The sequence below is a fragment of the Ferrovibrio sp. genome (assembly GCF_002796975.1).
Lineage (GTDB): Bacteria > Pseudomonadota > Alphaproteobacteria > Ferrovibrionales > Ferrovibrionaceae > Ferrovibrio.
The window spans coordinates 202,620-229,355 of the sequence record NZ_PEKV01000012.1; the positions used below are offsets into that span (position 1 = coordinate 202,620).

The 26,736-nt window shown below is 64.1% G+C and carries 27 protein-coding genes; 15 read left to right on the forward strand and 12 right to left on the reverse strand.

All coding sequences use genetic code 11. The annotated features are described in order from the left end of the window. Positions 1–90 precede the first annotated feature (90 nt). The 6 genes from CTR53_RS14325 to CTR53_RS14350 all read right to left on the reverse strand — a co-directional run bounded on the left by CTR53_RS14325 (position 91) and on the right by CTR53_RS14350 (position 6,101). The gene (locus CTR53_RS14325; protein WP_290814654.1) at positions 91–1,092 is read right to left on the reverse strand and encodes an ABC transporter ATP-binding protein; all 1,002 of its coding nucleotides are present in this window, start codon (positions 1,090–1,092) and stop codon (positions 91–93) included. After that, positions 1,089–2,084, reverse strand: a complete 996-nt coding sequence (locus CTR53_RS14330; RefSeq protein ID WP_290814657.1) for an ABC transporter ATP-binding protein — start codon at positions 2,082–2,084, stop codon at positions 1,089–1,091. Before CTR53_RS14330 ends, CTR53_RS14325 begins: the two co-directional genes overlap by 4 nt. 12 nt (positions 2,085–2,096) lie before the next feature. Further along, positions 2,097–3,026: an ABC transporter permease gene (locus CTR53_RS14335; protein WP_290814660.1), complete on the reverse strand. Its 930-nt coding sequence runs from the start codon at positions 3,024–3,026 to the stop codon at positions 2,097–2,099. Continuing rightward, positions 3,023–3,997, reverse strand: coding sequence for an ABC transporter permease (locus CTR53_RS14340; RefSeq protein ID WP_290814663.1), 975 nt, complete (start codon positions 3,995–3,997; stop codon positions 3,023–3,025). Before CTR53_RS14340 ends, CTR53_RS14335 begins: the two co-directional genes overlap by 4 nt. A 330-nt stretch (positions 3,998–4,327) precedes the next feature. Then, entirely contained in the window at positions 4,328–4,978 is a 651-nt protein-coding gene (locus CTR53_RS14345) for a cell cycle transcriptional regulator TrcR (RefSeq protein WP_290814666.1), read from the reverse strand. A 127-nt stretch (positions 4,979–5,105) separates the two neighbouring features. Then, complete coding sequence (locus CTR53_RS14350) at positions 5,106–6,101, reverse strand: NAD(P)H-quinone oxidoreductase (protein ID WP_290814669.1); 996 nt, start codon at positions 6,099–6,101, stop codon at positions 5,106–5,108. A gap of 128 nt (positions 6,102–6,229) precedes the next feature. Here CTR53_RS14350 and CTR53_RS14355 point away from each other — a divergent pair, with 128 nt between their 5' ends. Continuing rightward, on the forward strand, positions 6,230–6,406 hold the full coding sequence (locus CTR53_RS14355) for a DUF1192 domain-containing protein (protein WP_290814672.1): 177 nt from the start codon (positions 6,230–6,232) through the stop codon (positions 6,404–6,406). Here the strand turns inward: CTR53_RS14355 and CTR53_RS14360 are convergent. Further along, positions 6,396–7,304: a LysR substrate-binding domain-containing protein gene (locus CTR53_RS14360; RefSeq protein WP_290814675.1), complete on the reverse strand. Its 909-nt coding sequence runs from the start codon at positions 7,302–7,304 to the stop codon at positions 6,396–6,398. The two genes, CTR53_RS14355 and CTR53_RS14360, sit on opposite strands and share 11 nt — an antisense overlap. Before the next feature lie 106 nt (positions 7,305–7,410). On the opposite strand from CTR53_RS14360, the gene CTR53_RS14365 reads away from it, so the two are divergent. Then, positions 7,411–8,103, forward strand: a complete 693-nt coding sequence (locus CTR53_RS14365) for an NAD(P)H-dependent oxidoreductase (protein ID WP_290814678.1) — start codon at positions 7,411–7,413, stop codon at positions 8,101–8,103. 416 nt (positions 8,104–8,519) lie between these two features. On the opposite strand, the gene CTR53_RS14370 is transcribed toward CTR53_RS14365, so the two are convergent. Continuing rightward, on the reverse strand, positions 8,520–9,143 hold the full coding sequence (locus CTR53_RS14370) for a TetR/AcrR family transcriptional regulator (RefSeq protein WP_290814681.1): 624 nt from the start codon (positions 9,141–9,143) through the stop codon (positions 8,520–8,522). Positions 9,144–9,381: 238 nt separating this feature from the next. Between CTR53_RS14370 and CTR53_RS14375 the strand changes: the two genes are divergently transcribed. From CTR53_RS14375 to CTR53_RS14405, 7 genes are all read left to right on the forward strand, one after another. After that, on the forward strand, positions 9,382–10,695 hold the full coding sequence (locus tag CTR53_RS14375) for an O-acetylhomoserine aminocarboxypropyltransferase (protein WP_290814684.1): 1,314 nt from the start codon (positions 9,382–9,384) through the stop codon (positions 10,693–10,695). A 19-nt stretch (positions 10,696–10,714) separates the two neighbouring features. After that, positions 10,715–11,509: an alpha/beta hydrolase gene (locus tag CTR53_RS14380; protein ID WP_290814687.1), complete on the forward strand. Its 795-nt coding sequence runs from the start codon at positions 10,715–10,717 to the stop codon at positions 11,507–11,509. Between the two features lie 2 nt (positions 11,510–11,511). Further along, positions 11,512–12,165, forward strand: coding sequence for a thiamine phosphate synthase (gene thiE, locus CTR53_RS14385; protein ID WP_290814690.1), 654 nt, complete (start codon positions 11,512–11,514; stop codon positions 12,163–12,165). Between the two features lie 53 nt (positions 12,166–12,218). Then, positions 12,219–13,007 carry an inositol monophosphatase family protein gene (locus tag CTR53_RS14390; RefSeq protein WP_290814693.1) on the forward strand — a complete coding sequence of 263 codons (789 nt, stop codon included), beginning with the start codon at positions 12,219–12,221 and terminating at the stop codon, positions 13,005–13,007. 135 nt (positions 13,008–13,142) lie between these two features. Then, positions 13,143–14,294, forward strand: coding sequence for an OmpA family protein (locus tag CTR53_RS14395; protein WP_290814696.1), 1,152 nt, complete (start codon positions 13,143–13,145; stop codon positions 14,292–14,294). 284 nt (positions 14,295–14,578) lie between these two features. Next, on the forward strand, positions 14,579–15,724 hold the full coding sequence (locus CTR53_RS14400) for a flagellar motor protein MotA (protein ID WP_290814699.1): 1,146 nt from the start codon (positions 14,579–14,581) through the stop codon (positions 15,722–15,724). 6 nt (positions 15,725–15,730) lie between these two features. Next, the gene (locus CTR53_RS14405; protein WP_290814702.1) at positions 15,731–16,801 is read left to right on the forward strand and encodes a peptidoglycan -binding protein; all 1,071 of its coding nucleotides are present in this window, start codon (positions 15,731–15,733) and stop codon (positions 16,799–16,801) included. A 6-nt stretch (positions 16,802–16,807) separates the two neighbouring features. Here CTR53_RS14405 and CTR53_RS14410 read toward each other — a convergent pair whose 3' ends face one another. Together CTR53_RS14410 and CTR53_RS14415 are read right to left on the reverse strand one after the other, a co-directional pair. Further along, positions 16,808–17,941: a hypothetical protein gene (locus CTR53_RS14410; RefSeq protein ID WP_290814705.1), complete on the reverse strand. Its 1,134-nt coding sequence runs from the start codon at positions 17,939–17,941 to the stop codon at positions 16,808–16,810. Then, entirely contained in the window at positions 17,928–19,718 is a 1,791-nt protein-coding gene (locus tag CTR53_RS14415; RefSeq protein WP_290814708.1) for an ABC transporter transmembrane domain-containing protein, read from the reverse strand. Before CTR53_RS14415 ends, CTR53_RS14410 begins: the two co-directional genes overlap by 14 nt. A gap of 221 nt (positions 19,719–19,939) precedes the next feature. On the opposite strand from CTR53_RS14415, the gene CTR53_RS14420 reads away from it, so the two are divergent. The 6 genes from CTR53_RS14420 to CTR53_RS14445 all read left to right on the forward strand — a co-directional run bounded on the left by CTR53_RS14420 (position 19,940) and on the right by CTR53_RS14445 (position 25,331). Further along, positions 19,940–21,346 (forward strand): serine protease, encoded by a 1,407-nt coding sequence (locus CTR53_RS14420; RefSeq protein ID WP_290814711.1) that lies wholly within the window; start codon positions 19,940–19,942, stop codon positions 21,344–21,346. A gap of 153 nt (positions 21,347–21,499) precedes the next feature. Beyond that, the gene (gene rpmE / locus CTR53_RS14425) at positions 21,500–21,727 is read left to right on the forward strand and encodes a 50S ribosomal protein L31 (protein ID WP_290814714.1); all 228 of its coding nucleotides are present in this window, start codon (positions 21,500–21,502) and stop codon (positions 21,725–21,727) included. A gap of 203 nt (positions 21,728–21,930) precedes the next feature. After that, positions 21,931–22,197 (forward strand): hypothetical protein, encoded by a 267-nt coding sequence (locus CTR53_RS14430; protein ID WP_290814717.1) that lies wholly within the window; start codon positions 21,931–21,933, stop codon positions 22,195–22,197. 202 nt (positions 22,198–22,399) lie between these two features. Continuing rightward, complete coding sequence (locus CTR53_RS14435) at positions 22,400–22,882, forward strand: Hsp20 family protein (RefSeq protein WP_290814720.1); 483 nt, start codon at positions 22,400–22,402, stop codon at positions 22,880–22,882. 138 nt (positions 22,883–23,020) lie between these two features. Then, entirely contained in the window at positions 23,021–24,214 is a 1,194-nt protein-coding gene (locus CTR53_RS14440) for a DUF898 family protein (protein ID WP_290814723.1), read from the forward strand. After that, positions 24,198–25,331, forward strand: a complete 1,134-nt coding sequence (locus tag CTR53_RS14445; protein WP_290814726.1) for a M48 family metallopeptidase — start codon at positions 24,198–24,200, stop codon at positions 25,329–25,331. Before CTR53_RS14440 ends, CTR53_RS14445 begins: the two co-directional genes overlap by 17 nt. Before the next feature lie 24 nt (positions 25,332–25,355). On the opposite strand, the gene CTR53_RS14450 is transcribed toward CTR53_RS14445, so the two are convergent. Both CTR53_RS14450 and pgk read right to left on the reverse strand, forming a co-directional pair. Continuing rightward, a complete protein-coding gene (locus CTR53_RS14450) occupies positions 25,356–26,387 on the reverse strand; it encodes a class I fructose-bisphosphate aldolase (RefSeq protein WP_290814729.1) in 1,032 nt (343 codons plus the stop codon). 85 nt (positions 26,388–26,472) lie between these two features. Continuing rightward, the coding region (pgk, locus tag CTR53_RS14455; protein WP_290814732.1) for a phosphoglycerate kinase at positions 26,473–26,736 on the reverse strand (264 nt) is incomplete at its 5' end.

Below are 26,736 nucleotides of genomic sequence, written 5' to 3' on the forward strand. Positions count from 1 at the left end.
CCTAAGGTTCCGATTTCCGCCGTTTAGGGCCGTTACAAGGCTGTGATCGAATCGTGCCTAAATTCGAGTCAGCCCATGAACGATGCGGAACTATGCCGCATCGTTGAGATGACAGGCCGACAGCCGTCCCGGCGCAATCTCTTTCAGTGCAGGCACTTCCGCCTTGCAGCGGGCAAATGCCTTCGGGCAGCGCGGATGGAAATGACATCCCGGTGGCGGATTGAGCGGCGACGGAATCTCGCCCTTGATCGGCATGTAATCGCGTCGCTCCGCCACCAGCTTGGGCGCTTCGGCCAGCAGCGCCTGCGTATACGGATGGTTCGGCGCGGCGAACAGCTGCTCGGTCGGCGCGCTTTCCACCACGCGGCCGAGATACATGATCACCACGCGGTCGGAGATATGCTCCACCACCGACAGATTGTGGCTGATGAACAGATAGGTCAGGCCGAGCTGCTCGCGCAGGTCCATGAACAGGTTCAGCACCTGTGCCTGGATCGACACGTCGAGCGCGGCCACCGCCTCGTCGCAGACGATGAACTGCGGCTTTACGGCGAGCGCACGGGCGATGCCGATACGCTGGCGCTGGCCGCCGGAGAACTGGTGCGGATAGCGCTTGCGGTAGCGCGGGTCGAGGCCGACCTGCAGCATGATCTTCTCGACATAGTCGCCCATTTCATGGCGCTTGATCAGGCCATGCGCCACCGGGGCCTCGCCGATGATCTCTTCCACCCGCATGCGCGGATTGAGCGAGGCATAGGGATCCTGGAAGATCATCTGCACGCCGAGCTGATAGGCGCGCTGCTCCTCGCTGCTGCGATCAGCAATGACCTTGCCGCGATAACTGATGCTGCCTTCGGTGGCATCCATGATGCCGGCCACGATGCGCCCCAGCGTGGACTTGCCGCAGCCGCTTTCGCCGACCAGACCGACCACTTCGCCTTCCTGGATGGCGAGATCGACATGGTTCACGGCATGGACGGCGCGTTCCTTCAGGCCGGCGCCGAACAGGTTGGCGATCCTGGCTGCGATATCCAGACGCCAGACGAAGCGCTTGGACACGCCCTTCAGTTCAAGAATAGGAGCGGCGTTCACGAGGCAACCTCCGCCGGGCTCAGCGGCATGGCGTCATAAGGATGATGGCAGCGGGCGCGGTGGCCCGGATCGAGTTCGACCAGTTCGGGCATGGTGTCGCAGACCGCGTCGGCACGGCTGCAGCGGGCCTTGAAGCGGCAGCCCGGCGGCAGATTGAGCGGCGCGGGCGCCATGCCCGGGATCTGGAACAGGCGCTTGCCGCGCGGCATCGCGCCGGGCACGGAGCCGATCAGGCCGCGCGTATAGGGATGCTGCGGCCGTTCGATCACCGTGTCGATGGCGCCGGTTTCCACGATCTTGCCGGCATACATCACCATGATGCGGTCGGCGAGGCCGGCCACCACGGAGAGATCATGCGTAATCCAGATCAGCGCCGTGCCGGTGTCGCGGCAGAGTTTGCGCATCTCATACAGGATCTGGCCCTGGATGGTGACATCGAGCGCGGTGGTCGGCTCGTCGGCGATGATCAGGTCGGGCTTGTGCAGCAAAGCCGTGGCGATGGCGATACGCTGGCGCATGCCGCCGGAGAACTGGTGCGGATAGGATTTCAGCCGCTCTTCCGGCGCCGCGATGCCGACCGCCTGCAGTGCCTCGATGCAGCGGGCGCGGGCGGCTTTCTCGCTGACCTTTTCGTGGGCCTGCACCGTCTCGATCATCTGGGTGTCGACGCGCAGCACCGGGTTCAGGGTCATCATCGGATCCTGGAAGATCATCGCGATGCGCGCGCCGCGCAGACTGCGCAGCCGTTCCGGGCTGGCAGTGGTCAGTTCCTCGCCCTTGAACTTGACGCTGCCATTGGCGATGCGGCCGGGCGGATCGATCAGCCCCAGGATGGTGAAGCCGGTGATCGACTTGCCTGAACCGGACTCGCCGACGAGGCCGAGGATTTCGCCGGCATCGACGGAGAAGCTGACGCCGTCGACGGCACGCACGATGCCGTCGCGGGTGGGAAACTGGGTCTCGAGATTCTCGACCTGGAGCGTGGCGGTCATGGGCTGCTGGCCTTAACGCTTGAGGCGGGGATTGAGGACGTCGCGAAGCTGATCGCCGACCAGATTGATGGCGATGATCACCACGGTGAGGACGACACCGGGGAATAGCGAAATCCAGTAGACGCCGCTGAGCAGGTAGTCGAAGCCGTTGGAGATCAGCATGCCCAGCGACGGCTCGGTCACCGGCACGCCGAGGCCGAGGAAGCTGAGCGTGGCTTCCAGCGTGATGGCGCGGGCGATGTTGATGGTGGCGATCACGATCAGCGGCGGCATGCAGTTGGGCAGCAGGTGCTTCAGCAGCATGCGGGTCTTGCTGATGCCGAGGCAGCGCGCCGCCTCGATATATTCCTTGTTGCGTTCCACCAGGGCAGCGCCATGCGAGGCGCGGGCGAAATAGGCCCATTGCACGGCGACCAGGGCGAAGATCACCTTGTCGACGCCGTTGCCCAGCATGGCCAGCAGGATCAGGGCGATCAGGATGGCGGGAAAGGAAAGCTGGATATCGACAAAACGCATGATTAGCGCGTCGACCTTGCCGCCGGTATAGGCGGCCAGCAAGCCGGCCACGGCGCCGATACCCAGCGCCACCACCACCGAGACGACACCGACCATCAGCGAGATGCGCAGGCCGTAGAGCATGGCACTCAGCATGTCGCGGCCCTGGCCATCGCTGCCGAGCAGGAAGGTGAAGCCTTCGCCGGCAACTTCGCCGGGCGGCAGGCGGGCATCCATGATGTCGAGCTTGGCGAGATCGTAGGGATCCTGCGGCGAGATCAGCGGCGCGATCAGCGATGCGCCGATCATCAGCACCAGCAGCACGAGGCCGAGCATGGCCAGCTTGCTTTCGGCGAATTCGGCGACAATGCGCTTCCAGGGCGCCTCGGTGTTGACAAGCGGCGCAGCAGTCGGAGTGGCGCCAACAGTGGCTGGGGTCTGGCTCATTTGGCTTCTCCCAGACGCACGCGCGGATCGAGCACGGAATAAAGGATGTCGACGATCAGGCTGATGGTCACCAGCAGGAAGACGACGACGATCAGATAGGCCACCACGACCGGGCGGTCGAGATTCACAATGGAATCGATCAGCAGCTTGCCCATGCCGGGCCAGGAGAAGATCGTTTCGGTGATGACGGCAAAGGCGATCAGGCTGCCGAGCTCCAGGCCGGTGACGGTGGTGATCGGCACCATGATGTTCTTCAGGATATGCACGCCGATGACGCGTCTCTCGTTCAGGCCCTTGGCGCGCGCAAATTTCACATAATCCATCAGCATCACCTCGCGCGCGGTGGCGCGGGCAAGGCGGATGATCAGCGCGCATTTCGACAGGCCGAGCGTGAGCGCCGGCAGCGCCAGGTGTTTCCAGCCGGCCAGCGTCAGGAAGCTGACCTGAATGCCGAGCACCTCCATCGTCGGGCCGCGACCGGAGGCCGGCAGCCAGCCGAGCTGCACGGCAAACACCATGATCAGCATCAGGCCGACCCAGAAATTCGGCAGCGAGAAGCCGAGCACCGAGCCGGCCATGATGGCGCGGGCGGTGACGGTTTCATGCTTCAGTCCGGCATAAAGCCCGAGCGGCACGCCGATGACCACCGACGTGACGGTGGCGATCAGTGCCAGTTCCAGCGTCGCCGGCATGCGTTCGAGGATCAGGTTGATCGCCGGTTGGCCGAAGACGAAGGACTTGCCGAAATTGCCCTGCAGGGCCGAGGTGACGAAAGTGAAATACTGTTCCCACATCGGCCGGTCGAGACCGAGCGACCTCGCGATGGCTTCACGGTCGAGTTCGGTGGCTTCCGGGCTGACCAGGATCGCGAGCGGATCGCCGATCATGTAGATGCCGACAAACACCAGCACCGACATGACTGCCATGACCAACGCCGCCTGCATCAGGCGTCTGATGATGAAAACGAGCATACTGGAAACGCCCCGCGACCTGTTTCTGCCGGCACCATTCTTCACGATGGTTCATGCCGGCGGTTCACGAAGCAATAACCGAAACATCATGCAGTGCCTAGGTTTTCTTAGAGAATGACCTGATAACCCGGCGGTATGGCCTTTCGCACCGCGAAAAAAGCACGCGGCAGTCAGAGCGAGAGTGGGATTTCGCGTGGGGTTGCAGGTCGGACCAGTAATCTTATTGGTCCGCAAACAGTTTGGGGTCCGCAAACAAAAACGCCGCCGGTAATCGGACCGGCGGCGCTTGCGATGTCAGGCGTAACGATCCAGCTGCGCTGGCAGTTGCGATCAGTTCTCGTCGTTACCGGCCGGCTCATTCGCCGCTTCAGCGGCCGGTGTTTCCGATGCAGTCGCAGCGGCATCCGCGCCGCGCGCCTTGGCGCGGGCTTCGCGCGCGTCGCGCTTTTCCTTGTTCTGCTTGCGCTTGTTGGCGAGCAGCAGCACACGGTCGAGTTCCATCTGGCTGCAGATGCCGAGATAGACCGGATCGCGCGGCTTGATGTTGGCGTGGTTGGGATGCGTGTGGTTCTTCACGCGATCAATTGTCGCCTTGGTGGTGCCGAGCAGCTTCTGGATCTGCGCAGTCTGCACTTCCGGATGATATTTCAGCAGCCAGGCGATGGCATCGGGACGATCCTGGCGCTTGGAGACCGGCGTATACTTGGCACCCTTGGTCTTATGGCGCTGCAGCGGCACAGTCGGCGCCAGCAGCTTGAGGTCGCCGCTCGGATCCTTCTCGCAGCGCTCGATTTCGTTCGGGCCGAGCTGGCCGTTGGCGACCGGATCGAGACCGACGATACCGATGGCCACTTCGCCGTCGGCAATGCCCTTCACTTCCAGCACATGCAGGCCGCAGAAGCGGGCAATCTGGTCAAAGGTCAGCTTGGTATTGTCGATCAGCCACACGGCGGTGGCTTTGGGCATCAACGGCAATGCCATGGGTAAAATCCTTCTCAGGCAGCCGGCCGCGGTCAGCGGCCGCCCGCGGGGCGAAATTCGCGCGACAATATAGTGCAACACCCCCGGGGCGCAACCGCCCGGGGCGGGTTAAGTTATTGTTTTTACGTCAGATCACCAGCAAAACTTTGCCGACATGGTCGCCATGGTCGATCCGGGCATGAGCCTGAGCGGCCTGGCTGAGCGGGAAGCGGCTGTCGATGATGGCTTTCAGCCGGCCATCGGCAAAAGCCGGCCAGACCTTCGCCTCCAGTGCCTGGGCGATCTCGCCTTTGAAGGCCACCGGGCGCGGCCGCAGCGTCGAGCCGGTCACGGTCAGGCGCTTGCGCATCAGCAGGCTGAGATCGCCTTCGCCCTTCGGGCCGCCCTGCACGGCGATGATCACCAGCCGGCCTTCCTCGGCCAGCGCCTTGATGTTCGGCGCGAAGTATTTGCCGCCTACCATGTCGAGGATGACATCTACGCCCTTGCCGTCGGTGAGTTCACCGATGCGCGCGGCGAAATCCTCGGTCTTGTAGTTGATCGCCTTCTCGACGCCGAGGCTTTCGCAGAAGCGGCATTTCTCGTCGGTGCCGGCGGTTGCGAAGATGCGTTTCGCGCCAAGCAGTCTGGCAAGCTGGATCGCTGCGACGCCGATACCCGAGGCGCCGCCATGAATGAGAATGCTTTCGCCGGGCTTCAGTCCGCCGCGATCGGCGATGTTGGTCCACACGGTGAACCAGTTCTCCGGCAGGGCCGCGGCTTCGGCCATGTCGAGACCGGCGGGAACCGGCAGGCATTGTTCGGCCGGCGCGGTGCAGTAGGTGGCATAGCCGCCGCCGGCGACCAGCGCGCAGACCTTGTCGCCCAGCTTCCATCTCTGGACGCCTGCTCCAATAGCGGCGATCTCGCCAGCCACTTCCAGGCCCGGCGTGTCCGGCGCGCCGGGCGGCGGCGGATACATGCCGGCGCGCTGCAGCACGTCCGGGCGGTTCACGCCGGCGGCATGCACCTTGATCAGCACCTCGCCGGCGGCAGGCTGCACCATGGGGCGCTCGGCGGGCTTCAGCACTTCGGGCCCGCCGGACTGGCTGATCTCGATCACGGTCATGGTGTTGGGCAGCATGTCTGTCTCCCGAAAAGGTCTGCCCGTGATCTAATCGCAGCGGTGCCGGACGGCAAGCCGTCAGCTTTCGCTTTATCCGGCTTTCCGGCCGAGGCTAGTATGGGGCCAAGCTGAAACGGGAGGCCGGAATGGATTGGGATGAAGCTCAGACGCGCAAGCCGGCACTGCCGAAATTCGAAACCATGTCGATCGAGAGCCTCGAGGAACGCATTGCCGAACTTGAGGCCGAGATCGCCACCATCCGCGATGTGATCAAAAGCAAAGAGGCGGCGCGCGGCACAGCCGACAGCTTCTTCAAGAAGTAGAATCCCGCGCTGCATCCCGCAGCCAGCCTTGCAGCGCAACGATGCCCGGCTGCGCCAGGCGTTCCGGCGGCATCACCAGATGATAGCCGTCGCCCTGCAGCACCGGTCCGAAGGGCTGCACCAGCGCGCCGCTTGCCAGTTCGGCCGCCACCAGCGGCAAACCTAGCAGCGCAACGCCCTGGCCGGCGATGGCGGCCTGGATGGCATGGCTTTCGTCGCTGAAACGCAGCCCGCCGGCGACATCCAGTTCGACATCGGCCTCGTCAGCCCAGCGTTTCCAGGTTGGCGTGTCGCGTCGCCTCAGGCGCCAGTCGAAATGCAGCAGGGTCTGGTTGTTCAGATCGGCAGGCTTGCGAAGTTTCAGCCGTGGACTGGCCACCGGCGCGAAGAGGCTGGGCAACAACAGTTCGCTGTGCAGGTCAGGCCAGTTGCCGCGGCCATAACGGATCGCGGCATCGGCGCTGCCCCCGGTGCCGATCCCGCTGAAATCCACCGGCGCTTCCGAGGCATGCAGATGCAGGTCGATCTCTGGATGGCGTGCCTGCCAGTCGCCCAGTCGCGGCAGCAGCCATCTGGCGACGAAGGCCGGCGTGGCCGACAGCGTCAGGCGCTGTCGCTGCGGTCCCGCGCGTAACCGTTCGAGGGTGAGTGCGAAGGAGTCGAGCCCGTCGCGCAGAACCGGATAGAGCGCTTCGCCGGCCGGCGTGAGCGTGACCTTGCGGATCTGCCGGACGAACAGGCGCTGGCCGATGCTGTCTTCCAGCAGGCGCAACTGGTGGCTGATCGCGGTCGGCGTCACGCCGAGTTCGTCGGCAGCGGCCTTGAAGCTGAGATGGCGCGCGGCGGCCTCGAAAGCACGCAATGCGCCGAGTGGCGGCAGTTTTCTGGCCTGTGTCATATGGCTGAATCTAGGTCAGCCATCGGCCTGAGCAATTCGCATTTGTCGGGATATGTGGCGTCGCTTACGTGGTCTGCGTCACATTTTCCTCATCCATGGAGATCGCATGACCACGCTTCTTGTTCTCGATGCCAGCGCCCGGCCGCAAAGTTCGGCCACGCATCGTTTCGGTTCGCATACGCGCCGCCTGACCGCGCGCTTCCTGTCGCGCTGGCGTGAGATGCGCCCGCAGGACGCGGTGATGCAGCGCGATCTCGGCCAGCACCCGCCGCCGCCGGTAACGGGCGACTGGATTCATGCTGCTTTCACCGCGCCGGAGCAGCGCGAACCATGGATGCGCGAGACACTTTCGCTAAGCGACCGGCTGATCGATGAGGTGATTGCCGCCGATGTCATCGTTGCCGGATTGCCGATGTATAATTTCGGCCCGCCGGCGCAGTTCAAGGCGTATATCGATAACATCGTGCGCGTTGGCCGTACGTTTGGTTTCGATCGTACGCGGGACGGCGAGCCTTACTGGCCGCTGCTTGCTGCGCAGAACAAGACACTGGTGCTGCTGGGGTCGCGCGGTGACTACGGCTACGACGCCGGCGGGCGGATTGCGGCAATGAACCATGTCGAAGCCAGCACGCGCACCGCCTTCGCCTATATCGGCATCACCGACGTGGAATCAGTGGCGGTCGAATACGACGAGTTCGCCGACGACAGACTGGCGGCGTCGATTGCCAAAGCCGAGCAGGGCGTCGACGGGATCGTGCAGCGCCTGTTGTCGCGCCGCGGTCTTGCCGCGGCGGCCTAGCCGGGCGTGCGGAGATGCGCCAGCACAAGGTCGGACATCTCCGCCCCGGCATGCCGCAATGCCACCCGACAGAATGTCACGCCGGGCTCGGCCTGGATGGGCAGGACGGTTCGATCCGTGCAAAGACGGTTCCCGCCGGGACCGCCTTGACGGGCACCTGGTTCGGGCTCAGAAAGCCCTGCTGCCAGGCCGCGCCGGGGTCGGAAATTTGTCTGGTTGTCTGACAAATTTTTCGGCGCCGGATGGTCATTCAGGCCAGCCAGTGTCATCAGGCCCGGCTGACCGGCCAGAGCGCCGGAGGCCTCGCCAGCGCAGCCAGACGGCCAGCAGGGCGGCCACGCCATAGGGGGTCGGAAATTTCCGGATCGGGGTCATTGTTGAGGCATGTGACAAATAATGTCATATGTCAAAATCGATCAGCGTGCCCGAACAGTTCTCAGGATCATGTCGACGGCGGCCAAAGCGCGGTCCTGCCAGACATTTTTGTCCAGATCGGTGGCCAGGCGCGGGTCGTGGAAGCGGCTCATCAGGTCGTCGATGGCGACGGCGAGCTTGTCGGACGGCTCACCGCGGAAGGCGCCCGCCGTGCTGCCTTCGGCCAGCAGGCCGGTCAGGTGGCGGCGGATATGGCTGCGATGCTGCCGCAGCATGCCGGCAAGGTTTTTCATCACCTCGTCCAGCACCTCGACCAGGCAGGGGTCGGACAGGTAACGTCTTGTATTTTCAGCATCCTTCAGCAGAAACGCGTGCAGCCGGGCGGCCGGGCTGCGGCCGGTATCGCGGGCGATGGCGGCCAGCCGGGTCTCATCCTCGGCCAGCCAGCGGCTGGCGAGTGCGGCCACGATGGCGCGCTTGTTCTGGTAATGCCGGTAGACTGCCGTGCGAGCGATTCCGGCTTCCGCAGCAATGTCTTCGATGCGGGTGCGCTTGCTGCCCAGGCGGCGGAAACAGGCCAGCGCGGCATCCAGCAGCCGGTCCTGCACCAGACCCGGCAAGGCCTCGTCCGGCGTCTCCTGTGACATTTCGGCCAGTTTTGTCATGTCCTTGACCATACAGGATCGGCGCTGCTTCACGAAATCTTAAGTGCGGCCGGCGATACTGGGGCCGTTACAGATTTAGTTAGTCATAGTTTCCTCCCTGTTGGTTTTGACCTTCAGGCCGCCGGGCGCTTACCGGCGGCCTTTTTTTATGTCGGCGCAACGACTTGCACCTGCGTGACGGCTGCCGCCGCGGCATGCTACCCATCCGGTCTGACAAGGTTTCTCCCGGGAGGGCGTCATGCTGGAACCCAAATTCTTTCGTTTCGACACGCTGAGCCTGCATGCGGGCCAGCAGCCCGATCCGACGACCGGCGCGCGGGCCGTGCCGATCTACCAGACCACCTCCTATGTCTTCCGCGATGCCGACCATGCGGCCGCCCTGTTCAACCTCGAACGCGGCGGCCATATCTATTCGCGCATCTCCAATCCCACGGTCGCGGTGCTGGAAGAACGCCTCGCAGCTCTCGAAGGCGGCGTCGGCGCGGTCTGCACGGCCTCGGGCCAGGCGGCGATGCATCTGGCGATCTGCACGCTGATGGGGCAGGGCGGGCATATCGTCGCCTCGCGCAATATCTACGGCGGCAGCTACAATATCCTCGTCCACACGCTGCCGCGTTTCGGCATTACGACGACGTTCGTCGATCCGCGCGACCACACCGCGATCAAGGCAGCGATACGCCCGGAGACGCGGCTGGTGTTTGGCGAGATCCTTGGCAATCCCGGCCTCGAAGTGCTGGACGTGCCGGCGGTGGCGAAGATCGCGCATGACGCCGGCCTTCCGCTGATGCTCGATTGCACCTTCGCGACGCCGTATCTGTTCAGGGGCTTCGAGCATGGCGCCGACCTGGTGATGCATTCGGTCACCAAGTTCCTCGGCGGCCACGGCGTTGCCATCGGTGGCGCGCTGATTGACTCGGGCCGCTTCGACTGGGAAGCCTCGGGCAAGTTCCCCACCATCACCGAGCCGTATGCTGGCTATCACGGCCTCGACTTCGCCGAGGAATTCGGCCCCGGCGCCTTCATCATGCGTGCGCGTGCCGAGGGCCTGCGCGATTTCGGCGCCTGCATGTCGCCCACGAATGCTTTCCATCTGCTGCAGGGCGTCGAGACGCTGCCGTTGCGCATGGCGCGCCACATCGAGAACAGCCGCAAGGTGGTCGCCTTCCTGAAATCGCATCCGGCCGTCGCCTGGGTGTCGTATCCCGAACTGGAAGAGCATCCCGATCATGCGGTTGCGAAAAAGTTGCTGCCGAACGGCTGCGGCGCGGTGTTCAGTTTCGGCGTCAAGGGCGGGCGAGACGCGGGCCGGGTGCTGATCGAGACGCTGCAGGTCTTCTCGCATCTGGCCAATGTCGGCGACGCCAAGTCGCTGGTAATCCATCCGGCCAGCACCACGCATCAGCAGATGTCTGCGGCCGAACTGAAGGCTGCCGGCGTCGGCGAGGAACTGGTGCGGCTGTCCGTCGGCCTGGAAGACAGCCAGGATCTGATCGACGACCTGAATCAGGCGCTGCGTGCGTCGCAGAAGGCCATCAAGGCCGCGGCCGAATAAGAGCAAAGGAAACACGAAGATGTGGCTCGACGTCGCGGGCAAGAAAGTGTTTGCCGCCACCGGCGGCAAGGATTTCGACAAGACCAAACCCTGCGTGGTCTTTATCCATGGCAATGCCTGCGACCATACGGTCTGGGCGATGCAGACGCGCTGGTTCGCCTATCACGGTTATTCCGTGCTGGCGCTCGACCTGCCGGGCAACGGTCGTTCGGACGGCCCGATGCTCGACAGTGTGGAAGCCTTTGCCGACTGGATGCCGAAGCTGCTCGATGCTGCCGGCGTGCAGCAGGCGTTTCTCGTCGGTCACTCCATGGGCGCGCTGATCGCGCTGGAAACCGCACAGCGGCATCCGTCGCGGGTGGCGAAGATTTCGCTGCTCGGTTTTGCCTTCCCGATGGCGGTCAATCCGGAACTGCAGGCGCTGGCCGACAGCGGCGCCTATACGGTCGTCGAACTGATGAACGACTGGATGATTGCCAAGCGCAACCAGATCGGCAGCAACCGTGTGCCGGGCGCGCATCTGCTGAATGGCAGCATCCGCCTGGTCGATCGCGCGCCGCGCGAATGCCTCGCGCTGGGTTTCCGCGTCTGCAACAGCTACCAGAACGGCAAGCAGGCCGTCGCTGCCGTCACGCTGCCGGCGCAGATCATTGCCGGCGAGCGCGACCAGATGACGCCGCTGCGCGCTGCACGCGGCTGGGCGAAGGAATTCAAGGATGGCCGCATCGACGTGCTGACGGGTTGCGGCCATATGATGATGGGCGAGCGGCCCGACGAAACGCTCGACGCCCTGAAGAGCTTTATCGCCGGCTGAACATGAAAACACCTGACCAGAGACTCTACTTGATCACGCCGCCGGTGCTCGAACCGGCAGCCTTCACCGAACAGCTGAAACAGGCGCTCGGTGCCGGCGATGTTGCCTGCCTGCAGCTGCGCCTGAAGGATGGCGAGCAGACGGCGTCCGACAACACATTCCGCCGCGCGACCGAAGCCCTGCTGCCGATCTGTCACGAACATGACGTCGCATTGCTGATCAACGACCGGCCCGATCTGGCGATCAAGTTCGGCGCCGATGGCGTGCATGTCGGACAGGACGATACGCCCTATGAAGAGGCGCGGCGTATTCTGGGGCCGGATCGCATCGTCGGCGTCACCTGCCATGACTCCCGGCATCTGGCGATGGAAGCGGCCGAGGCCGGTGCCGACTATGTTGCCTTCGGCGCCTTCTTCGCCACCGAGACCAAGCAGCCGAAGACGAAAACGGAACCCGAGCTGATCGAGTGGTGGGCGGATATCATGGAAGTGCCCTGCGTCGCCATCGGCGGCATCACGATTGAGAACTGCCCGCCGTTAATCTCGGCCGGCGCGGATTTCCTGGCGGTTTCCGCCGGCGTCTGGCGCCACCCGGAAGGCCCTGCTGCGGCGGTAAAAGCCTTTAATGCAGCGATTGCCAAGCACGGGAACCGCTGATAGGTTCCGCCGCCTTTCCAAAACAAGCTCCGTCCCCAACTTCCGGTCCCCCAATGGCCCTGCGTTCGGCTTTGATCAATGCAATGGCAAACGCGGCGCGCAAAGCGCAGCGCAGCCTGATCCGCGACTTCAACGAGGTCGAGCACCTGCAGGTCTCGAAGAAGGGCCCGGCCGACTTCGTCTCCGCTGCCGACCGCAAGGCCGAGAAGATCCTGCAGCAGGAACTCGCCAAGCTGCGTCCCGATTTCGGCTTCGTCATGGAAGAGGGCGGTCGCATCGAGGCGAAGGACGGCAAGACCTACTGGATCATCGACCCGCTCGATGGCACCACCAATTTCCTGCACGGCATTCCGCATTTCGCCATCTCGATCGGCGTGCAGCGCGAAGACGAACTGATCGCCGGCATCGTGCTTGATGTCGTGCGCGATGAACTCTTCTGGGCCGAGAAAGGCGCCGGCGCTTATGTGAATGAGCGCCGCATCCGTGTCTCGGCGCGGCGCAAACTGCCCGAAGCGGTGTTCGGCACCGGCATCCCCTTCCATGGCAAGTCGGGCCACGAAGCCTTTGTGAAGGAAGTCACCAGGGTGATGACCGAAGTGGCGGGCATCCGCCGTCTGGGCGCTGCGGCGCTCGATCTGGCTTATGTCGCGGCCGGGCGCTTCGACGGCTTCTGGGAAACCGGCCTGCAGCCTTGGGATATCGCGGCCGGCATCGTGCTGGTGCGGGAAGCCGGCGGCACGGTCACGGATTTCGCCGGCGGCGACAAGATGGTGGAGACCGGCGCCATCATCGCGGCCAACGACGTGCTGCATGCGCCGCTCAGCAAGCTGATCAAAGCCTGACCGACGCTTCGCCGGGGCCTATTCGCACCGCACAAGTCGTTGATTTCCTGTTGCTGACGCTCGCTTGCCGGGTTGTCGGTTCCGGCCGGCTCCGCTATCGTTCGCAGCGTAGTTGGGGTTCGGGGGGATTATTCGATGGCTGCCAGGCCGGTTCCGCATTCGCTTGCCGCCCTATCGCTGGCGTTCGGCCTCAGTGTCGGCGCTGCGCCGGCGCTGGCGCAGAATTACATCGGCAGCGGCAATGTCCAGGTCAATATGCAGGCGCTCGACCAGCTGGGCGGCGCCAGGACTGCCAACCCCTCCACCACGCAACTGCCACTGATCGGTTCGACCGGCAAAGCGCCGAAAAAGCCGGCTGTCCCGGTGTTGGTGCAGCCGACCGGTCCGCAGGCGCTGCTGGGCGAAACCGGCAAGGCCACGAATACCGTGAAGTTGCGCCGGCCCGGATCCTCCACTACCCGCAAGGCCTCTGCGCCCAAGGCTGCCGCCAAGACCGAAACTGCCGCCGCCAAGACCGAGACCGCGCCTGCCGCGGCACCCACACCGCCGGCCGTCGCATCTGCGCCGGCCCCGGCTGCGATCCCGGCTCCGGCTACCCCCGCTCCGGCCCCTGCACCCGTCGCACCGGCTCCGCAGGCTGGCGCGCCGACCCAGGTTGTGCCCGCCACGCCGGCGCCGCCGGCTGTCGCGACACCGGCACCAGCTGCCCCGGCGCCGACCGCGGCTCCCGCGCCTTCCGTGGCCGCCGTGCCGCCAGTCGCACCGGCTCCCGCGCCGGCTCAGGCGGCGCCCGCAACACCGGCCCCGCTGGCTGCTGCTCCGGCGCCCCAGTCTCCGGCGTCGCAGTCTCCGGCGTCGCAGACTCCCGCCGCCGCTCCGGCAGCACCGCCGGCCGCTCCCCGCCCGGCGCCCGCTCCGCAGGTGGCCGCCGCCCCGACGCCGCCGCGGCCGGTGCCTGCGCCCGCCATCGGGCCGGGCGGCCTGATCACGCTGACTTTCCCGGGTGGACAGGGTGAAGTGCCGGCCGGCGATCTCGCCGCGCTCGACGCGCTCGCCACGCAATATGCCGCTGGCGAAGACCGCCTGCAGATCCGCGCCTATGCCGCCAGCACCGTCAGCGATGGCGGCAGCGGCGCCCGGCGCCTGTCGCTCACCCGTGCGCTGGCCGTGCGGCAGCATCTGATCGACAAGGGCATCCGTTCGACCCGCATCGATGTCCGCGCCCTCGGTGCGCCGACCGATGGCAGTGCCGCGGACCGCGTCGAGATCGCACCTGTGGGCCATTAAACCGGTGGCCGCTGAACTGGCGGTCGCTGAACGAAGGCCGTCAATCTGTCAACGGCACCCAATCGACATCGCTCTGACGCATATCCGGGGTTGATCCGGTTTGCCGCCTTGGGCGATCATCGGGCGGTTCGCCCTTTGATTCGCCACGCTGATTCACCTGGGCGAATTCCCATTTGCCTGTGGGCCCGCCGGGCTCCGTTTCGCCAGTTGATCGCCAGCCGGCGGCAGGTGCCGTGAAATTGCCGTATTCGCTCCGTAACGCAGAAGCGGGAAGGATGGATTCCATGACCAAGCCCGGCCGTTTTCTGTTGCGTATGGTGCTCTTCCTCGCCGGCGTCGGCGTGGTGATCGCCGTGCTGCACAACACCCTGCTGCGCGCCTTCATGGCGAATGTGGCGCTCAACAGCCTGATCGGCGCCGTGCTGCTGATCGGCACGCTCTACACCTTCCGTCAGGTCTGGGAGATCGGACGCGAGGCCAACTGGGTCGAGGCCTGGCAAAAGGCGCAGCGCACCGGCGGCGCCGGCAATATCGGCGAACCCTCCAGTCTGCTGGCGCCGCTGGCCCGCATGCTGGCCAATCGCAGCCCGCGCGGCTCACTGCATGCGACGGCGACGCGCGCCCTGCTCGACTCGGTCGGCTCGCGGCTGGACGAAGGCCGCGAGATCTCGCGCTACTTCATCGGCCTGATGGTGTTCCTCGGCCTGCTCGGCACCTTCTGGGGCCTGCTCGAAACCATCAATGGCGTGGCCGACACCATCAACGGCCTGTCGCTGAGCGCCAACGAAGACATCAATGTACTGTTCAACAAGCTGAAGGGCGGTCTGGAAACGCCGCTCACCGGCATGGGGCTGGCCTTCTCCGCCTCGATGATGGGTCTGGCTGGCTCGCTGATCGTCGGCTTCCTCGACCTGCAGGCCGGCCAGGCGCAGAACCGCTTCTACAACGATCTGGAAGAATGGCTCGCCGGCTTCACCCGCGTCGGCGGCGGCGCAGTGTCGGAAGGCGACCAGTCGGTGCCGGCTTATGTGCAGGCGCTGCTGGAGCAGACCGCCGACAGCCTGGACAACCTGCAGCGCACGATGGCGCGCGGCGAGGACAGCCGCAGCCAGACCGGCGCGGCCCTGCTGCAGCTCAATGAAAAACTCAGCCTGCTGACCGAGCAGATGCGTGCCGAACAGGGCCTGCTGCTGAAACTGACCGAACACCAGATCGAGATGAAACCGATCATGGCCAAACTGGCGCAGGGCGCCGATGGTGGCAATTTCGACGCTGCCAGCCGCGGCCATCTGCGCAACATCGATATCCTGCTGACCCGCATGCTGGACGATGCCGCCCAGGGCCGCGCCAAGCTGATCGACGACATGCGGGCCGAAATCAAGCTGCTGTCGCGCACCATCGCGGCATCCGCAGACAACCAGCGCCGGTAAGCGCCGATGGCTCTGAGCCGCAGGCGTAACGACCATATGAGCGCCGGCGCATGGCCGGGCTATGTCGACGTGCTGTCGACATTGCTCATGGTGATCGTTTTCGTGCTGGCCGTGTTCATGCTGGTGCAGTTCTTCCTCGCCAATGCGATTTCCGGCCGTGACAAGGCGATCGAAGGCCTGCGCAGCGAGCTGGCCGGGCTGGTCGAGCAGCTCGGGCTGGAAAAACGCAACAATGCAGCGCTCCGCCTCGACCTCACCAACCTGCAGGCGACGCTGAGCAGCGCCAGCGCCGAACGCGACCAGCTCGCCGCCGTGCTGGCCGACAGCCAGGCGCGCGCCGACGATGCCGAGAAGAAACTGGCCGAGCAGCAGCAGATCGTGGTCGACCTGCAGGGCAAGCTGGTGTCGAGCACCGGCCAGCTGGATCAGGAAAAGCGTCTGACATCGGAAGCGCGCAGCCAGGTCGACCTGCTGAACCGGCAGATCCTGGCGCTGCGCGAGCAGATGGCGCAGATCGAACGCATCCTGAAAGAGAGCGAAGAGAAGGATAAGGCCAACCAGGCGCAGGTCAGCGACCTCGGCCGCCGGCTCAATGCAGCACTGGCGCGCAAGGTGGATGAGCTGACCAATTATCGCTCCGAATTCTTCGGCCGGCTGCGACAGGCTTTGGGCAACCGCCGCGACATCCAGATCGTCGGCGACCGTTTCGTCTTCCAGTCCGAAGTGCTGTTCGACTCTGCCTCGGCGGACCTGAAGCCCGAAGGGCGTGACCAGATCGCCAAGCTGGCCAAGACGCTGATCGAGATCAGCGAGAAGATCCCGAAGGAACTGCCCTGGGTGCTGCGCGTCGACGGCCATACCGACAAGCTGCCGATCAGCACGGCGCAGTTCCCCTCGAACTGGGAGCTGTCATCCGCGCGTGCGATCTCGGTGGTGAAATTCCTCGCCAGCCAGGGTGTGCCGGTCGAACGGCTGGCGGCCACCGGCTTTGGCGAGTTCCAGCCGCTGGATGCGCGCGAAGACCAGACGGCGTTTCGCCGCAACCGCCGCATCGAGCTGAAGCTGACCGAACGCTAGGATCTGTCAGTCTGCGTTTTCGCGCAGTTTCGTTTCATCGAGCAGACAATCCAGCACGGTTGGCTGGAACACCGCACCGATCAGCAGGCGGCCCTGCCGGTGCAGGCCGACGCTGGCGCCGGAGATCAATGTGCCGGGATCGCCGAAGGCCTGCTCGGTCTGCACCACGCCGCGACTGTCGCGTGCCAGCCGCAGGATCATGCTCGGGCTTTCCTTTCCGGCATCCATGGCATGGCCGATGAAGGCGAAGGCATTGGGATGCGCGGCGACCCAGAGGTTGCCGTCGGCATCGCGGCGGATATTGTCGGCGCCGCCGGGCAGGGCGAGGCTGCCGCTGCGCAGCAGCATGCCGCTCTGCGGTTCGCGCGTATAGGCCAGCAGCATGCGCCATTGCGTCGAGCCGACCAGCACGGTGCCGCCATCGGCGCTGATCTCGATGCCGTTGGCGAAGGCGATGTCCTGTGCCACCACGCGGGCGCCGCGACCGTCGTGATAGACCACGGTGGAGCGCGCCAGTTGCAGCAGGTTTTCCACCATATGCATCCAGCGCTGGCTAATGAAACCCAGGCCAGAACCGCGATCGTTCGTCAGGTAGAAGGATTCCGGACCCGCGGCGGCGATGCCGTTCGGATGCACGAACAGGTCGCTCGACACGCTGCCGCGATGCCGCAGCACCGGCAGCGCCGCGCCGGCCGGGCGCTGCACCGAGAAGATCTCGACTGTGTGGCGCTCGGCACTGCGATGGTTGATCACATGCAGGAACATCTGGCCGTCTGGCGCTGTGAAAAGACTGATGCCATGCGGATGCAGCACCAGGCTGGCCGGCAGGTCGAGTTTGGTGAAGCGGCCGGGACGGCTGCTCATGTCGTAGAAGTAAAGCCCGCCCGGTGCGTCGCGATTGCGGCGGTCCTGGCTTGCGACGATGGCGCCATCGGCCAGTTGCGCCATGTCTTCCGGACCGGGCGGCGCGGCGACGGCTTCGCATTGCCCGGCCACGAAGGGTTCGGTGCTGCGATAGGCGCCGCCGAGCCAGATCGTGTAGCCGACATAGAGGACGAGCGCGACGACGAGGAAGCGCCACCAGAAGCGCATCAGCCGCCGCGGCAGCGGTTTTTCCTCGCGGCGCCTACGCGGCGGCATCGGTCTTGCCGGACATGAACTGCAGGCGGGCGAGGCGCGCATAGAGCCCGTCTTCCGCCATCAGGCTGTCATGCCGGCCGCTGGCCACGATACGCCCCGCATCCATCACCACGATGCGGTCGGCCTTTTGCACGGTGGCGAGGCGATGCGCGATCACCAGGGTGGTGCGGCCCTGCATCAGGCGCTCGAGTGCGGTCTGCAGCTTGCGTTCGGATTCCGCGTCCAGCGACGAGGTGGCTTCATCCAGCAGCAGCACCGGCGGATCGCGCAGCAGGGCGCGGGCAATCGCAATGCGTTGGCGCTGGCCGCCGGAGAGCCGCACGCCGCGCTCGCCCAGATAGGTGTCGTAGCCCTGCGGCAGCGCCTGGATGAAGCCATGCGCGGCGGCGGCCTCGGCGGCGGCCTGCACGTCGGTGTCAGACGCTTCCGGCCGGCCGTAACGGATGTTTTCCGCCACCGTGGCGCCGAAGATCACCGGCTCCTGGGCGACCAGGCCGATATGCTGGCGCAAGCTGACCGGATCGAGCTGTGCGATGTCGATGCCGTCAAAGCGGATCGCACCCGATTCAGGATCGTAGAAGCGCAGCAGCAGCTGGAACAAAGTGGTCTTGCCCGCACCTGAAGGTCCGACGATGGCGACGGTCTCGCCGGCATCGATGTCGAGGCTGAGGTCGTCCAGCGCCGCCGTCTGCGGCCGGGCCGGATAATGGAAGCGCACGGCGCCGAACTGCAGCCGGCCGCTCGGCTGCGCCGGCAGCTGCTGCGGTTCGGCCGGCGCGCGGATCAGCGGCTCGGTGGCCAGCAGCTGCATCAGGCGTTCGGCGGCGCCGGCGGCGCGCTGCACGTCGCCCCAGGTTTCCGACAGCGAGCCGACCGAGGACGCGCCGATGATGGCGTAGAAGACAAAGGCGCTGAGTTCGCCGGCCGACATCTCGCCGGCAAACACCGCCTTGCCGCCGATCCACATCACGGCATTGACGGCGCCGAACACCAGCAGCATCACCAGCGCGGTGAGCCAGGCGCGCGCGCGGATACGGCGCACGGCGGTGCGGAAGGCATCCTCGGCATGCTGGCCGAAGCGTTCGCCTTCGCGGAACTCATACGTATAGGCCTGCACCGTGGTGATGGCGTTCAGGGTTTCGCCGGCCCGCGCCGACAGATCGGCGATACGGTCCTGGCTTTCGCGCGACAGCTTCCGCAGCCGACGTCCCAGCACGATGATCGGCAGCACGACCAGCGGGATCACCAGCGCGACCAAAAGAGTGAGGCGCGGCGAGGTGACGATCAGCAGGCCGGCGCTGCCCAGGAACAGCAGCATGTTGCGCAGCGCGACCGAGATTGACGAGCCGACCAGGGTCTGGATCAGTTCGGTATCGGTGGTGAGCCGCGACAGCACCTCGCCGCTGCGGGTGGTCTCGAAAAAGGCCGGGCTCAGTTTCATCACATGGCCATAGACGGCCTTGCGGATATCGGCGACCACGCGCTCGCCGACCCAGGTGACGCAGTAGAAACGCGCAAAGGTGCCAAAGGCCAGGATGACCACGACGCCGAACAGTGCGCCGAAGTAGAGGTCGAGATAGTCGCCGTTGCCGGCGCCGAAGCCGGCATCGATCACGCGGCGGATCGCCTGGCCGATCATCAGCATGGCGCCCGAGGTGACGACGAGGGCGACCGTCGCGCCGACCGCCATCCAGCGATAAGGCGCGACGAAACGGAAGACATGCTTGAGCGCCGAGATCGGCGGGCGCTTGGAATCGGAGGTGTCGGTGCGCTGCATTGGCTTGTCTGGCTGAAAACTCAGATGGTTATACCGGCCATACCCGGGGGGGACAACGCGAGGGGCGGACCCCGTGGGCTCCGGTCGCGGCCATAAATCCGTCTGTGGCCTGCATACAAATGTATGGCCATGTTATGAACGACAAAATTTCACTTTATGTTCTGATATTGCCATTATAGATATCGGGAAGTTCTCAACCTCTCCTCTGAAGAGGGTTTTCCATGCTCGCTCTGCCGTCTCGTCTCGCCGCGCTCGCCCTGACCGCTGTGATTTCCGCCTGTGTCACCGCTAAGCCGCCTCCACCCATTGCGGCCAAGCCAGTGCAACTGGCCGACGGCCGCACCATCGCGCCGGGCGAACAGACTGGCCTGGATGGCCGCTCGATTGAGCTGGCCCGCATCCAGATCGATATCCCGCGCGGCACGGAGATTGGCCGGCTGAGAGGGCAGTTTGGTAACAGATGCCACGGCGTGAGATTGGGTCCGATCCATCAGGAACAACCCCGTACTCCGCAGCGCAGCAGCGAGTGGAACGACACCTTCTATCGCGTCATGAGTGGCCATGGTTTCCGTGTTGCTGGCAATCCCAACCAGCTGTTTAACACCTCGCAGCAGGATGAGGGCGACCTCCAGTTCGGTTTGACGATTAGTGAAATCAAACTGGAGATGAGTGCCGTGTGCGATTTCTTCACCGAGCAAGCTGTCGGTATGCGCGGCGATGCCAAAGTGGCGATGGAGTGGCAGGTCTTCGACCCGGTGCGGCGGCAAGTGATTCTCAGGCAACGGGGCGAAGGCCGCTTTGAGGCGACGGAAACGGTCGCACTCGACCCTGCAGTCATCCTGCAACTGGCCTTCGCCGATGCAGCTAATCGGCTGGCAGTTTCGCCCGAACTGCGCAAGATGATGACGGAACGTGCCCCGTTGCCACAGCCGGGCTCGCAGTCGGTGGCGCAAGATCTCGCGCGCATTCCACTACGGCGCGCCACCCTGTCGCAGCAGCCCATTGATACCCAGATCGACCGCCTGCGCAGCGCGACCGTGCTGATCGAGATTGGCAGCGGCGGCCATGGTTCAGGCTTTATCGTGACCGAAGATGGATTGATGATCACCAACAAGCATGTGGTCGGCGGGCAGCGGTTTGTGCGCGTGCGGCTGGTCTCCGGCCGCGTTGTGATGGGGGAGGTGATCCGCCAGCATGAACTTCGCGATGTGGCGCTGGTGAAAATGGAAGGCAGCGGCTATCCGGTGATGGCGATACGTGAAACACCGGTGGCGGTGACCGAGGAGGTCTATGCCATCGGTGCACCACAGCAGAGGCAACTGGCTTGGACAGTGACGCGTGGCGTGGTCAGTGCATGGCGGCCTGCGCAACTACCTCGCCGGCCATTTGATCTGATCCAGGCTGATGTGGCCATTCATGGCGGGAACAGCGGCGGCCCCCTGCTGGATCGGCAGGGCAATTTGGTCGCCATTGCCGTGATGGGCTGGGCCCCCGATCCGAACAACCCGTCAGCCAATACCAGTCTTAACGGGTTCATCCCGATTCTGGATGGGCTGGAAAAACTGGGGATCGAGCTGGTCGATCCGGCCGAATTCCAGCGCCGCCGCAATCTGACCGCCAGCCAGTAGTTAACAGATTGATCTGGTTCACTTACCGGCCAGTCCCGGTTCGGACTTGCGGGTGGGGGTGCTTCTGGCTATAACGCCCCCTCAATTTGCGGCTCCTCCCGACCATCATGACGATAAGCGCCATGAGTTGGGGGCCGGCCCAGGAGAACAGTCATGAAGACCGATATCCATCCCGATTACCACGAGATCAAGGTGCAGATGACGGACGGTACCGTCTACACCACCCGTTCGACCTGGGGTAAGCCGGGCGACACCATGATGCTCGACATCGACTCCACGTCGCATCCGGCCTGGACCGGCGGTCCGGCCCGTCTGAACGAAGCGGGCGGCCAGGTCGCCAAGTTCAAGAAGCGCTTCGGCAGCTTCGGTCTGAAGAAGTAATCGACCGTATTCGGATTATTGTCGGGCGGCGCCCGGCAGACAAAAGGCGGCTGGAATTCCAGCCGCCTTTTTTGTTGTCCTGACTCCGGGTCGCGGCAGCAAATTTGCCGGGATATGACACCCGGCCACGTTTCATTAACTACGATTGCGTTACCCCTATGGCCTGATCTGCCGCGTTTACAGGGTAGAAGACAAGCGCCGCCATGGCTCAGGTATACCAGTCCGCCTCTATTCAACTCGGCAACGAGGTCATCACGGTGATCTACGTTTCCTATTCTGCCATCGCCACCGACGAGATGGCGGGACGTTCGCTCGCCGCGATGAAGCCGCTGTTCAGGAATTCCACCGTCGTGCTGGCGGCCCAGGGCGTCAATCTGGCCTGCGAATTCGTCGGGCCCAAGCATGTGACGGATATTCTGCGCGGCCGGGGGCTGCACGAATTCAAGTGGTACCCGATCTCGATCGGCTGACGCGCCGCGGCAGAGGCGCGGATTTCCCGAAAAATTTTCCCTCTTGAAGCCGGCTTTTCGGCTTCCTATCTCTGTCGCGTGCCGGATGCTCAACCATGAGGTCCGGCCTTAACGGCGGCCCGGCTGATACAGCGGGAAACGTCTCCTGCCGGCATTCATGGCGGGCCGCGCAAACGACTCATCGCTTGAAGGAGGATGACTCATGCGTGCTTTCGATCTTTCCCCCCTGCTGCGGTCCAGCGTCGGTTTCGATCATGTGAACCGGCTGTTCGAACTGGCCAATCGTGTCGATGAAACCGCGACCAGCTATCCCCCGTACAACATCGAGAAGCGTGGCGAAGATGCCTACCGCATCACCATGGCGGTGGCCGGCTTCGACCAGAGCGAACTCGACATCACGGTGAAGGAAAACAGCCTGATCGTCACCGGCAAGGCGGTTGAGCAGACCGCGACGCAGGACGGCGAGCAGGTCTCGTATCTCCACCGCGGCATCGCGCGACGCGCCTTCGAACGCCGCTTCGAACTGGCCGATACCGTGAAAGTGGTCGGCGCCGAACTGAAGGACGGCCTGCTGCATGTCGCGCTCACCCGCGAGATCCCTGAGGCGAAGAAGCCGCGCCAGATCGCGATCAACACGGCTGCCAACGCTGGCAAGGTGATCGACGCACAGCCCAAGGCTGCGTAACTGGCGACATAGCCATTTAGCCTGAATAAGAGCCCGGGCGGGAAACTGCCCGGGCTTTTTTGACGATTGCAGTACCCCTCTTTGTTCTGCATTATGAGAACATAATGTGAACATAAAATTGTATTCAGGGGGGTGTGCATGCGCGTGAGATTAAGTTTTCAGCCTGAAGCAGGTCTGGACCGGTTGTTGCTGCGCAATGCCCTGCTGGAACTGGCGACCCTGCGCCTCTATCGCTTCTGGGCCCGCACCGACCTGCGGCGGCATCTCTGGGCGAGTCTGAAAGTCGGGGATGATGCGCTCGAATATACCGGCCATGGCTACGAGCTGTTTCTCGGCTTCGCCATCGCTTTCACGGTTTTCATCCCGTTAGCGTCTCTCGTGGGCAACTTCTTCGTCGTTAATACCGACGCGGTGCTGGCGACGCTGGTTTTCAATGGCTGGTGGCTCACGACCATGTTTCTTACGGCTGCCGGCCGTTATTCCGCCCGCGGCTATCAGCTGTCGCGGACGCTATGGCGTGGCATTTGCGCGGGCCAGGATGGCTCGCGCTGGGCCTATGCCAGCCGATACATGATCTGGTCCGCTGTCTTCTGTGTCACAGCCGGCTTGAGCGTGCCCTGGGCCTGCGAAGATCTGGCGCGCTACCGTGTCCGTCATACGATATGGGGCAATCGTCGCGCGCAATTCCATGGCCGCGCAAACCAGCTGATACGCCCCTGGCTGCGGGTCTGGGCTGTCTGCTTCGGCCCACTTTACGGACTCTGCCTGTGGCAGATCTGGCAGGCGGATGGCAATGCAGCGGCGCCGATCTGGGGCATTGCCAACCTGTTCGATCTCATCAACCAGCGCTGCGACAGCATGAATCTCTATGGCGTGGGCGTGGCGCTGTTCTGGGTCTGCCTGACGTGGCTGTACTTTTATGCCGCATGGCTCGAATGGCTTCTCGACCAGCTTGATATCGGGCCGTCGCAATTTTCCTGTCGCTCGCCAACAGGTCTGTTTCGCCGCCTTTTTCAGCGGATGATATTGCCAGCATTTTTTGGTTTTGCGGCGCTGACCCTGTTGATGCACGCCAATCTCCATGAAAACGGCCCGTTCTATCGGTTGGACTATGTTGAAAGCGTGTGGGCCTGTCTGGCAGTCGCGTTCATCGCTGCGATCGGAATGGGTGCGATCTGGTACCGTTTTGTCGTGATACCGCTGTGGCAGGAGATGATCGCCAGCACGACTGTGGACAACGTCGAGGCAGTGGCGAGAACGATGCAAAGTCGCCTGCCGCGACCGCGTTTTGGCGAAGGCTTATGGGATATCGGTCATGCCCATCTCTTCTGATCTCGTCGATAACTTTCGCATCAATGTCGGTCGGTTCTGGGACGGCGAGACGGCGCGCGAGCAACCGGTGTCGGTTTTCGTCGAGCCGGATGGATTGCGGATAGAGGGCGACGACGAAACCATTGTCCGGTGGCCCACGGGCGGCCTGCGCCTGGTCGGGCGCTACGAGGCGGGACGCTGGTTCTGCGTCCGCTCCGGAACGGGTGCGGCGCGGCTCCATCTGCCGCCCCGGATGCACGATCGCCTGTTGCGTGAATGCGGGCCGCTGCAACAGGGGCGGGAACCCGTCAGCGTCAAGTTGTCGCTGTTGCTGCTCGCCATGTTTGGCATGCTGCTGATCGGATATGCAGGCCTCTTGCTGCCGAAAGTGTCAGAAGGGCTGGCCGCGCTGGTCTCGTCTGAGAACATCAACGAATTCGGCCGGCAGAATTTCGAGAATTATGTCGCCAGGAGAGGCCGGAGCCGTGGCGGCATACAGTTCTGCGTCGCTCCGGCCGGGTTGAAAGCCCTGTCGAAACTGACCCGCAGCGTGGCTGGCGTGATGCCGGAACTAAGTCCAAATGTCGTGGTCGTCCTCCGAAGCAGGCTCAATGCCAGCAGTTTCGGGGGCGGATACGCGGTCATCTATAGCGAACTGATTGATTATGCCCGGAATGACGCGGAATTGACCGGGATCATTGCCCATGAAATGGGCCACGGCGTCGGACGGCATGGACTGAGAGGAATGCTTGAAGCGGTGGCGCTGCTGAATGCCGCCGGGATTCTCTCCTCCACAGGGGCGCCATCGATTGGATATGCCCTGACCAGCACAGGTCCGAAGATATCCTTTCACAGTCAGGAGCGGGAGCGCGAGGCGGATCGTTCTGCGATTGCCTGGCTGCAGGCGATGAGTGTCGATCCCACTGCGGTCGGGGATTTGATGCTCCGCTTTGCCGCCGACGAAGGCGAAACGGACTTTCTGGACGATCATCCGACCTATGCAGAGCGCTCGGCCATGTTCCATGCCGCTGCCATGAAGGGTTATCCGTTGCTCACTCCCGACGAGTGGCGCGCCTTGAAATCGATCTGCCGCACCACAACGAAAACGGCCCCGGTGTCGCCACCGGAGCCGTCGTAAAAACCCGACGAATTTGGGCGGCGTTTACGCGGCCTTGAATTCGCTTTCCAGCTTGGCTTCGTACTTACCCAGCGCGGCCATGCCGTTGAGCCTGGCGCGGTGCAGGTAGCCCTTCTGCGCATTGGCCACGTTGGCGGCCTTGCCGCCCCAGAGCTTCAGCGGCAGCGCCTGCAGGGCGCGGCCATAGGAGAAGGTCAGGGCCCAGGGCAGGTTCGGATGGCGGGCATTCATGGCGCCGAGATGCGCCGAGGCCAGTTCGTCCGACTGGCCGCCCGACAGGAAGGCGATGCCCGGCACGGCCGACGGCACGCAGCGCTTCAGCACCTGCACGGTGGCATCGGCCACTTCGTCGATGCCGGCGGCCTTCTTGCAGCTTTCGCCCTGGATCACCATGCCCGGCTTCAGGATCATGCCTTCCAGCACAACATTGTGCAGCGCCAGCTGCTCAAAGACGGCATGCAGCGTGCGCTCGGTGGCGACGAAGCTGGTGGCCAGATCATGGTCGCCGTCCATCAGGATTTCCGGCTCGACGATCGGCACGATGTTGTTGGCCTGGCAGATACCGGCATAGCGGGCGAGCGCTTCGGCGTTGGCAACGATGGCCTGACGGCTCGGCTTGCCATTGGCGATGTTCAGCACCGCGCGCCACTTGGCGAAGCGGGCGCCGAGCTGGTGGTATTCGGCCATGCGCTTGCCGAGGCCATCGAGGCCCTCGGTGATTTTCTCGCCGTCGCTGCCCTGAAGCGGCTGCACGCCCTTGTCGACCTTGATGCCCGGGATGATGCCGCGCTTGTTCAGGATGTCGACCAGCGGCGTGCCGTCCTTGGCCTTCTGGCGCAGCGTCTCGTCATAGAGGATGACGCCGGAGATGTATTTCTCCGCGCCATCGGCAGTGAACAGCATTTCGCGATAGTCGCGGCGGTTTTCTTCCGTCGACGGCACGTTGATGCTGGTGAGGCGTTTTTCGATCGTGCTGGTGCTCTCATCGGCCGCGAGAATGCCCTTGCCCGGCGCGACCATGCCCTTGGCGATCTTGTTGAGTTCTTTGACGTCCATGTCAGTCAGCTCCCGATAGTCCGAATTCAGTCCGTTGATAACGAAAATCCGGCCCCCTGTTTCAGGGCCGGATTTTATCACGCATTCATTTGGCGGCCAGCGCCGCCACACCCGGCAGCTCCTTGCCTTCCAGCCATTCCAGGAAGGCGCCACCGGCGGTGGAAACATAGGAGAATTCCTCGGCCACACCGGCATGGCGCAAAGCTGCCACCGTATCGCCGCCGCCCGCCACGCTGAGCAGGCGGCCCGAGGCGGTGAGCGCCGCAGCGGTGCGGGCGACCGTGACCGTGCCGGCATCGAAGGGCGGCGTCTCGAAGGCGCCCAGAGGGCCATTCCAGACAAGAGTTTT

What these genes read in the sequence shown, in the direction of transcription:
- CTR53_RS14410 (WP_290814705.1), bottom strand. Translation starts at nt 17,941, where the DNA reads ATGCCGCCGCGTAGGCGCCGCGAGGAAAAACCGCTGCCGCGGCGGCTG.
- CTR53_RS14435 (WP_290814720.1), top strand. Translation starts at nt 22,400, where the DNA reads ATGCGTGCTTTCGATCTTTCCCCCCTGCTGCGGTCCAGCGTCGGTTTC.
- CTR53_RS14440 (WP_290814723.1), top strand. Translation starts at nt 23,021, where the DNA reads ATGCGCGTGAGATTAAGTTTTCAGCCTGAAGCAGGTCTGGACCGGTTG.
- CTR53_RS14395 (WP_290814696.1), top strand. Translation starts at nt 13,143, where the DNA reads ATGGCTGCCAGGCCGGTTCCGCATTCGCTTGCCGCCCTATCGCTGGCG.
- CTR53_RS14390 (WP_290814693.1), top strand. Translation starts at nt 12,219, where the DNA reads ATGGCCCTGCGTTCGGCTTTGATCAATGCAATGGCAAACGCGGCGCGC.
- CTR53_RS14445 (WP_290814726.1), top strand. Translation starts at nt 24,198, where the DNA reads ATGCCCATCTCTTCTGATCTCGTCGATAACTTTCGCATCAATGTCGGT.
- CTR53_RS14375 (WP_290814684.1), top strand. Translation starts at nt 9,382, where the DNA reads ATGCTGGAACCCAAATTCTTTCGTTTCGACACGCTGAGCCTGCATGCG.
- CTR53_RS14350 (WP_290814669.1), bottom strand. Translation starts at nt 6,101, where the DNA reads ATGCTGCCCAACACCATGACCGTGATCGAGATCAGCCAGTCCGGCGGG.
- CTR53_RS14450 (WP_290814729.1), bottom strand. Translation starts at nt 26,387, where the DNA reads ATGGACGTCAAAGAACTCAACAAGATCGCCAAGGGCATGGTCGCGCCG.
- rpmE (WP_290814714.1), top strand. Translation starts at nt 21,500, where the DNA reads ATGAAGACCGATATCCATCCCGATTACCACGAGATCAAGGTGCAGATG.
- CTR53_RS14340 (WP_290814663.1), bottom strand. Translation starts at nt 3,997, where the DNA reads ATGCTCGTTTTCATCATCAGACGCCTGATGCAGGCGGCGTTGGTCATG.
- CTR53_RS14400 (WP_290814699.1), top strand. Translation starts at nt 14,579, where the DNA reads ATGACCAAGCCCGGCCGTTTTCTGTTGCGTATGGTGCTCTTCCTCGCC.
- CTR53_RS14420 (WP_290814711.1), top strand. Translation starts at nt 19,940, where the DNA reads ATGCTCGCTCTGCCGTCTCGTCTCGCCGCGCTCGCCCTGACCGCTGTG.
- CTR53_RS14345 (WP_290814666.1), bottom strand. Translation starts at nt 4,978, where the DNA reads ATGGCATTGCCGTTGATGCCCAAAGCCACCGCCGTGTGGCTGATCGAC.
- CTR53_RS14335 (WP_290814660.1), bottom strand. Translation starts at nt 3,026, where the DNA reads ATGAGCCAGACCCCAGCCACTGTTGGCGCCACTCCGACTGCTGCGCCG.
- CTR53_RS14360 (WP_290814675.1), bottom strand. Translation starts at nt 7,304, where the DNA reads ATGACACAGGCCAGAAAACTGCCGCCACTCGGCGCATTGCGTGCTTTC.
- CTR53_RS14380 (WP_290814687.1), top strand. Translation starts at nt 10,715, where the DNA reads ATGTGGCTCGACGTCGCGGGCAAGAAAGTGTTTGCCGCCACCGGCGGC.
- CTR53_RS14330 (WP_290814657.1), bottom strand. Translation starts at nt 2,084, where the DNA reads ATGACCGCCACGCTCCAGGTCGAGAATCTCGAGACCCAGTTTCCCACC.
- CTR53_RS14355 (WP_290814672.1), top strand. Translation starts at nt 6,230, where the DNA reads ATGGATTGGGATGAAGCTCAGACGCGCAAGCCGGCACTGCCGAAATTC.
- thiE (WP_290814690.1), top strand. Translation starts at nt 11,512, where the DNA reads ATGAAAACACCTGACCAGAGACTCTACTTGATCACGCCGCCGGTGCTC.
- CTR53_RS14430 (WP_290814717.1), top strand. Translation starts at nt 21,931, where the DNA reads ATGGCTCAGGTATACCAGTCCGCCTCTATTCAACTCGGCAACGAGGTC.
- CTR53_RS14405 (WP_290814702.1), top strand. Translation starts at nt 15,731, where the DNA reads ATGGCTCTGAGCCGCAGGCGTAACGACCATATGAGCGCCGGCGCATGG.
- CTR53_RS14415 (WP_290814708.1), bottom strand. Translation starts at nt 19,718, where the DNA reads ATGCAGCGCACCGACACCTCCGATTCCAAGCGCCCGCCGATCTCGGCG.
- CTR53_RS14365 (WP_290814678.1), top strand. Translation starts at nt 7,411, where the DNA reads ATGACCACGCTTCTTGTTCTCGATGCCAGCGCCCGGCCGCAAAGTTCG.
- CTR53_RS14370 (WP_290814681.1), bottom strand. Translation starts at nt 9,143, where the DNA reads ATGACAAAACTGGCCGAAATGTCACAGGAGACGCCGGACGAGGCCTTG.